This window comes from Agromyces humi, assembly GCF_009720255.1.
Lineage (GTDB): Bacteria > Actinomycetota > Actinomycetes > Actinomycetales > Microbacteriaceae > Agromyces > Agromyces humi.
On the sequence record NZ_WJSP02000628.1, the window covers coordinates 1 to 1,364 of the forward strand.

The window sequence follows — 1,364 nt, forward strand, 5'->3', positions numbered from 1 at the left end:
CGCACGCCCGCACGCCCGCACGCCCGCACGCCCGCACGCCCGCACGCCCGCACGCCTGGCGCGCGCCGCTCCGCGTCAGCGCGCCCGCAACCGGGGCGCCAGGTCCCGCTCGAACAGCTCGAGGAACCGGCGCTGGTCTGCACCCGGCGCGTGGAACACGAGGTGGTTGAAGCCCCAGTCGACGTACTGCCCGACCTGCGCGACGACCTCGTCGGGGTCGGTGCCGACGATCCAGCGCTTCGCGATCTCCTCGATCGGCAAGGCGTCTGCGGCGCGCTCCATCTCGATCGGGTCGGTGATGTCGTGCTTCTGCTCCTTCGACAGCGACAGCGGCGACCAGAAGCGCGTGTTCTCGAGCGCGGCCTCCTCGGTCTCCTCGTACGACAGCTTGATCTCGATCATGCGGTCGAGGTCGTCGAACGAGCGGCCGGATGCCTCGACCCCCTCCTTGACCGCCGGCAGCAGCTGGTCGACGTAGAGCTCGGCGCCCTTGCCCGACGTGCAGATGAAGCCGTCGCCCGCGCGACCGGCGTACTTCGCGACCGTCGGACCGCCCGCCGCGATGTAGACGGGCACGCCGCGCTCGGGCACGTCGTAGATCGACGCGTCGTGCGTGGAGTAGTAGTCGCCGGCGAAGCTCACCCGGTCGCCGACCCACAACTCGCGCATGAGCCGCACCGACTCGCGCAGCCGTGCGAACCGCTCCTTGAACTCGGGCCAGTCCTGCTCACCCGCCCCACGGAACCCGGTGGCGATCTCGTTCAGGGCCTCGCCCGTGCCGAACCCGGCGATGATGCGGTCGGGGTAGAGCACGCCCAGCGAGGCGAAGGCCTGCGCGAGCACAGCCGGGTTGTAGCGGAAGGTCGGCGTCATCACGCTCGTGCCGATGCGCACGGTCGACGTGCGCTCGCCGACGGCGGCCATCCACGCGAGCGAGAACGGGGCGTGGCCGCCGGTGTGCCGCCACGGCTGGAAGTGGTCGCTCGTCCACACCGACTCCATGCCGTGCCCCTCGGCCGCGACGGCGATCTCGACGAGCTCGCGCGGCGCGAACTGCTCCGCCGAGGCCTTGTATCCGAGTGTGAGCGTCATGCTGTTCCCTTCCGATCGGCGAGCCGGGCCACGGCTTCGGCGGTGTGGTCGCCGACTCCATGGTGCAGCACGATTTCGAGGCCGTCGACCGTGTCGACGTCGCGGGTGAGTCCCGGCAGCTCGGATGTCGCGAGCTCCACGAACCCCGCCGCCACATGCCGGGCGGCCGAATCGGGCCCGAACCGCGGCTGGAACGCCACCCCGTCGGACGCGGTCGCGAGCGTCGAGCCGGTGCCGTCGGCGTCGCGCACGAAGGCGAGCGGATGCCGCGC

General features: G+C 71.7%; 1 protein-coding gene and 1 pseudogene. Both read right to left on the reverse strand.

Annotated elements, in window-relative coordinates; translation table 11 throughout:
• Positions 1–75 precede the first annotated feature (75 nt).
• Entirely contained in the window at positions 76–1,092 is a 1,017-nt protein-coding gene (gene fgd / locus GH736_RS23020; RefSeq protein WP_159607350.1) for a glucose-6-phosphate dehydrogenase (coenzyme-F420), read from the reverse strand.
• Positions 1,089–1,364, reverse strand: a pseudogene (locus GH736_RS23025) (2-phospho-L-lactate guanylyltransferase); the annotation flags it as partial. The pseudogene GH736_RS23025 and the gene fgd, both read right to left, overlap by 4 nt.